Consider the following 4,725-nt stretch of genomic DNA (forward strand, 5'->3'; position numbering starts at 1 on the left):
GCGGCTGCGCAGCGTCTACGGGCAGGGTGGAGGCGTGATCTGCCTGGAGATGCCCATGCCCGTATGCCGCCCCGCCCTGCTCGCCCTGTCGCTGCTGATGTCGCCCGCCTTTGCGCAGACGCCCCCGCCCGCCGGGCTGCCAGCACCCATCGCCGAAAAGGCCGGCCCTGACACAGCAGCGCGCTCGCCCCTGCACGCGCAGGTACTTCTGGACCGCGCAAACTTCTCTCCGGGCGAGATCGATGGCGAAGTGGGCAGCAATCAACGCCGCGCGGTATCCGGCTTCCAGGCAGCGCACGGGCTGACAGTCAGTGGCGAACTGGACGACGCCACCTGGAAGGCCCTGCAGGCCGACTCGGTCGGCCCCCTTGCCAGCTACACGCTGACCGCAGAAGACGTGGCCGGTCCGTTCGTCGCGATTCCAAAGAAGCCCGCCGACCAGGCCAAGCTGAAGGCACTGGGCTTCAGCAGCGTGGAGGAATCGCTGGGCGAGCGCTTCCATGCTGCACCGGAGCTGCTGAAGGCGCTCAATCCCGGTGTGGATCTGAGCAAGGCCGGCAGCCGCATTCAGGTGCCCAATATTGCGCCCGCTGCGTTGCCCAAGGCCGCCAAACTGGTGGTCGACAAATCCGACTCCACCCTGCAGCTGCTGGACGCGCAGGGCAAGGTGATCGCGCAGGTACCGGTATCGTCGGGCAGCGAGCACGACCCGCTGCCGATCGGTGAGTGGAAGATCCTCGGCGTCTACCCGGATCCGCCATTCCACTACAACCCGAAGCTGTTCTGGGATGCCAGAAAGGGCGATCGCAAGGCCACGATTCCGCCCGGCCCGAACAATCCGGTCGGCCGGGTCTGGATCGACCTGTCCAAACCCCATTACGGCCTGCACGGTACGCCGGTGCCCGGCCATGTCGGCAAGACCGAATCGCACGGCTGCGTGCGCATGACCAACTGGGATGTGCTGCGCGTGGCTGCAGCCGTGGATACGTCGGTACCGGTCGTAATGCAGGAGTGAGCCGATGCGACTAGCGCAATTGATCGTACTGGGGCTGGTGATGGGCGTGGCAGCCGGATGGTGGCTGCAGCGTGAGGGCACGCCGTCCGATGACAGGGATGCCCGCCCCCTTGCAGTGGCGCAGACTTCCGCTGCGGCCGACAGCGCCCGTGCCGTACCCGAGGAGCAGGCGACAACGGCAATCGCCGCGCCCGCCCCAGCAGCAACGGGCGACACACCCTCCGGCCTGCTGCTGCCGGTACAGGGCATCRCGCCCTCGCAACTGCAGGACACCTTCACCGACGCACGCAGCGAAGGCCGCGTGCACGATGCGATCGACATCATGGCTGCTGCCGGCACACCGGTGCTGGCGGTGGCCGATGGCCATGTCGAGAAGCTGTTCGACAGCGAGCGTGGCGGCCTGACCGTCTACCAGTTCGAACCCAGCGGCCGCTGGTGCTACTACTACGCGCACCTGCAGCGCTACGCCGACGGCCTGGCGGAGAAGCAGACCATCAAGCGCGGCGATGTGATCGGCTACGTCGGCAGCACCGGCAACGCAAACCCAGAAGCCCCGCACCTACATTTCGAAGTGCACGTGCTGGGCCCGGAGAAGCAATGGTGGAAGGGCGAGTCGATCAATCCCTATCCATTGCTGAAAAAAGGGGACGGAGGGGATTAAGTCGCAAGCCGCACGGTCTGGTCGTGGCACCTAGGCAGCGCGTGGACGACGCCTGCGCAGCGCGATGGTGAAGATCACCAGTGCGATGCCTGGAACCAGCAGCAACAGCGCTGCCAGTTTCCAGAAGAAGAACGGCCACAACCAGAGGTAGTCCAGGTCGGTCAGTTTCAGAAGATCCAACGGCGGCTGCACTTCGATCATTGCCGGCCTGCCGACCAGCGTCGGCTCCACTTCCAGCACGGTCACCCGCAGCCAGGAGCGGCCACGTGGCAATGCATCACCGCGGCCATAGCCGAAGTACGCGGCGGTAAAAACAGCCGTTTCAACGGTTTCCACCCTGCGCACAACATCCGGTCCGGGAGGGCCAGATCGCACGCTTGCACGGAAGTCCGCATGCTCGTTGGGGGTTTCAACGCGCATCAGCACGCCGGGGTCGACGGCCGGGTCGGCGGCGTTGGGCGGGTAACGCAGCCGCAACCGCAGGCGATCATCAATGAAGCGGTAGACCGTGATCTCCGCGCTCGCACCGGGGCTCAGCACCAGCGGCAGGGTCTGCGTGCGTGACGCCAGGTGGTTGGYCACGGCGCCCGCCGCCAACACCACACAGGCGACTGCCCACAGGCCCCAGAACACCCACAGGGTGATCCGCAGCACCCGCGTTCCTTTCGCGCTGACATCGCCGGTCATCGATCCGCTTCCCTGCTGGCATTGCGTACACACTAACGAAAAAGCCCCGCTTTCGCGGGGCTTTTCCTTCACGCTACCAGGCAGTCGCTCAGGCGAACGGATCCTGCAGGACCATGGTGTGGTCGCGATCCGGGCCAGTGGAGACGATGCTGATCGGGCAGCCGGCCAGCTCTTCCAGCGAACGCAGGTAGGCGCGTGCGGCCGGCGGCAGGTCGTCCCAGTTGGTGATGCCGTGGGTGTTTTCGGTCCAGCCCGGGAACTCCAGGTACACCGGGGTGCACTCTTCCCAGCCCTGCGCGTCCAGCGGCGCGTACTCGGTACGCTTGCCGTTGTATTCGTAGGCGATGCAGACCTTCAGCTTTTCCATGCCGTCCAGCACGTCCAGCTTGGTGATGCACAGGCCGCTGATGCCGTTGATGGCCACGGCGCGCTTCAGCGCGACGATGTCCATCCAGCCGCAGCGGCGCGGGCGGCCGGTCGAGGCACCGTATTCGGCGCCGCGGTCGCGGATGCCCTGGCCGATTTCATCGTCCAGCTCGGTCGGGAACGGGCCGCCGCCAACGCGGGTCGCGTAGGCCTTGGCAATGCCCAGCACGTAGTCGATCGCGTCAGCACCGACGCCGGCACCGGCCAGCGCACCACCGACGGTGGTGTTGGAGCTGGTGACGTACGGGTAGGTACCGTGGTCGATGTCCAGCAGCGCGCCCTGCGCACCCTCGAACAGCACGCGCTTACCCTGCTTGCGCAGGTCATGCAGGATGCCGGCAACGTCCGACTTCATCGGCTGCACGTATTCGCCGAAGGCCAGCGCCTCGTCGAAGGTCTTCTGGAAATCGACCGCGTCGGTGTTCAGGTACTTGGTCAGCACGAAGTTGTGGTAATCCAGCGCGGTGCGCAGGAGTTCTTCCAGCTGCTTCGGATAATGCAGGTCGGCGATGCGGATGCCGCGACGCGCCACCTTGTCTTCGTAGGCCGGGCCGATGCCACGACCGGTGGTGCCGATCGCCTTGCCGCCGGCAGCGCGTTCGCGCGCCTGGTCCAGGGCGATGTGGTACGGCATGATCAGCGGCGCGGCCGGGGAGATCTTCAGGCGCGAACGCACTTCGACGCCGGAGGTTTCCAGCTCGGCGATTTCCTTCTGCAGCGCGGCAGGCGAGATCACCACGCCGTTGCCGATCAGGCACAGCGCATCGTCACGCAGGATGCCCGACGGGATCAGGTGCAGGACGGTCTTCTTGCCGTTGATGACCAGGGTGTGGCCGGCGTTGTGGCCGCCCTGGAAGCGCACGACAGCGCCGATTTCCTCAGTGAGCAGATCGACGATCTTGCCCTTGCCTTCATCGCCCCACTGGGCACCAAGCACTACGACAGACTGACCCATGACGGGTTCCTCTATTTGTTGCGGCCATCGGGGCCGCGGACGGGTAAACCGCAGCGGGGCTGGCCAGCGCTTGGGTGGCGGCTCCAAACGGGGAGCGGCCGGCGATGGAAGGCCCAGACACGGAAAAAGCCGAACGGGGAGGCCCGTCCGGCTTTTGTGCATTATCCGGGTTTCCGGGGTCCGGTGCCACCTTTCCGACGGGCGGCTTCACCAGCCGGTCAGCCACCCCGCCCCGGTAGTGCCGTACCCACCACAGCAGGCTCAACCCGGCCAGCAGGACCAGGCCACCGAAGCTGCGCAGGGCCGGGCTGGGCAGGTCCAGCAGGCGTTCGGCCATGCGCTTCCAGGCCACGGGGGCCACGAACAGCAACAGGCCTTCCAGCACCGCGACCAGACAGACGGCGGCGAACAGATCTTTCATGGGGGAACTCCGGAAAAGCACGAGGCCCGGCGTATGGCCGGGCCCCGTGAGGTACTGCCGTGCGGACTCAGCGATCGTTCTTGAGGTACTGCAGGAACGGGTCGTTCTTGTCCAGCACGATCACGCCGTTGCCGTCGGTCATCGAGCCACGGTAGGCCTCGAGGCTGCGGTAGAACGCGTAGAACGACGGGTCAGCCGAACCGGCCTTGCCGTAGATGCGTGCGGCCTCGGCATCGCCTTCACCACGCAGGCGCTGGGCATCGCGTTCGGCTTCTGCGATCAGCACGGTGCTGTCACGGTCGGCCTGGGCGCGGATGGTCAGCGACTGCTCCTCGCCCTCGGCGCGCAGCTTCGCGGCTTCCTGCTTGCGCTGGGCGCGCATGCGCTCGTACACGTCATTGATCACCTGGCTGTCGGTGGGCAGGTCCACCTGCTTGATGCGCAGGTCGATCATCTGCATGCCCAGCCCGGCAACGGCTTCGTTGATGCCCTTCAGCTGCTCGGCGATCAGCTCGCTGCGGTCGCCGGAGACCAGCTGCTGCAGGGTGCGCGAGTTGATC

5 protein-coding genes and 1 pseudogene are annotated in these 4,725 nt (G+C 66.2%); 2 read left to right on the forward strand and 4 right to left on the reverse strand.

Going from position 1 to position 4,725, the window contains the following annotated elements:
* Positions 1-49: 49 nt before the first annotated feature.
* Together AB4Y84_RS13575 and AB4Y84_RS13580 are read left to right on the forward strand one after the other, a co-directional pair.
* Positions 50-1,015 (forward strand): L,D-transpeptidase family protein, encoded by a 966-nt coding sequence (locus tag AB4Y84_RS13575; protein WP_442244610.1) that lies wholly within the window; start codon positions 50-52, stop codon positions 1,013-1,015.
* A 4-nt stretch (positions 1,016-1,019) separates the two neighbouring features.
* Entirely contained in the window at positions 1,020-1,676 is a 657-nt protein-coding gene (locus AB4Y84_RS13580) for a M23 family metallopeptidase (protein WP_442250280.1), read from the forward strand.
* 30 nt (positions 1,677-1,706) lie between these two features.
* On the opposite strand, the gene AB4Y84_RS13585 is transcribed toward AB4Y84_RS13580, so the two are convergent.
* The 4 genes and pseudogenes from AB4Y84_RS13585 to AB4Y84_RS13600 form a co-directional block, all read right to left on the reverse strand.
* The gene (locus AB4Y84_RS13585; protein ID WP_442250281.1) at positions 1,707-2,363 is read right to left on the reverse strand and encodes a hypothetical protein; all 657 of its coding nucleotides are present in this window, start codon (positions 2,361-2,363) and stop codon (positions 1,707-1,709) included.
* 88 nt (positions 2,364-2,451) lie between these two features.
* Positions 2,452-3,744 (reverse strand): adenylosuccinate synthase, encoded by a 1,293-nt coding sequence (locus tag AB4Y84_RS13590; RefSeq protein ID WP_025877044.1) that lies wholly within the window; start codon positions 3,742-3,744, stop codon positions 2,452-2,454.
* A gap of 238 nt (positions 3,745-3,982) precedes the next feature.
* Positions 3,983-4,165, reverse strand: a pseudogene (locus tag AB4Y84_RS13595) (DUF2065 domain-containing protein); the annotation flags it as partial.
* A 67-nt stretch (positions 4,166-4,232) separates the two neighbouring features.
* Positions 4,233-4,725, reverse strand: a 493-nt coding sequence (locus AB4Y84_RS13600) for an SPFH domain-containing protein (protein WP_442250282.1), incomplete at its 5' end; no start/stop codon positions are given.

The organism is Stenotrophomonas sp. 2YAF22 (genome assembly GCF_052114665.1).
Lineage (GTDB): Bacteria > Pseudomonadota > Gammaproteobacteria > Xanthomonadales > Xanthomonadaceae > Stenotrophomonas > Stenotrophomonas indicatrix.

What these genes read in the sequence shown, in the direction of transcription:
- AB4Y84_RS13575 (WP_442244610.1), top strand. Translation starts at nt 50, where the DNA reads ATGCCCATGCCCGTATGCCGCCCCGCCCTGCTCGCCCTGTCGCTGCTG.
- AB4Y84_RS13590 (WP_025877044.1), bottom strand. Translation starts at nt 3,744, where the DNA reads ATGGGTCAGTCTGTCGTAGTGCTTGGTGCCCAGTGGGGCGATGAAGGC.